The sequence below is a fragment of the Lyngbya aestuarii BL J genome (assembly GCF_000478195.2).
In the GTDB taxonomy this organism is placed as follows: domain Bacteria; phylum Cyanobacteriota; class Cyanobacteriia; order Cyanobacteriales; family Microcoleaceae; genus Capilliphycus; species Capilliphycus aestuarii.
In genome coordinates, this window is the sequence record NZ_AUZM01000385.1 from 1 (window position 1) to 387 (window position 387).

The window sequence follows — 387 nt, forward strand, 5'->3', positions numbered from 1 at the left end:
AAATGCTTGCTGTAATTAAATTTTAGCTTCTTCGCGTATTCTCAAGCCTAACCCGAGAAAATCTCTATGAATTTTCCCAAAAAAATAGGGCGGTTAAAAACCACCCCAATTCATAAACAACTTTACCGAGTCAGAACTCAGATTTTTGACATCCTAAAATTAGGCGATCATTACAAAAGGATCATCAGCCGTTAAATCAGCCGCATTTACACCTGTTAAAATCGCTAACATCTCGCTACCCAAGCTAATCTCAGCATTGCTTCCAACTTGAGAAATCGAGAGTTCATCGGCGCTGAGTTCGCCTTTTAAGCCTAATAAGTCAATTCCGACTTCAAAATCAACAATCGTATCAATCCCTTCGCCAACGGCTAAAACAAAGGTATCAGC

The 387-nt window shown here is 39.5% G+C and carries 1 pseudogene; it reads right to left on the reverse strand.

The features are described from left to right. Window positions 1-159: 159 nt before the first annotated feature. Window positions 160-387 (reverse strand): annotated as a pseudogene (locus tag M595_RS28630) (calcium-binding protein); the annotation flags it as partial.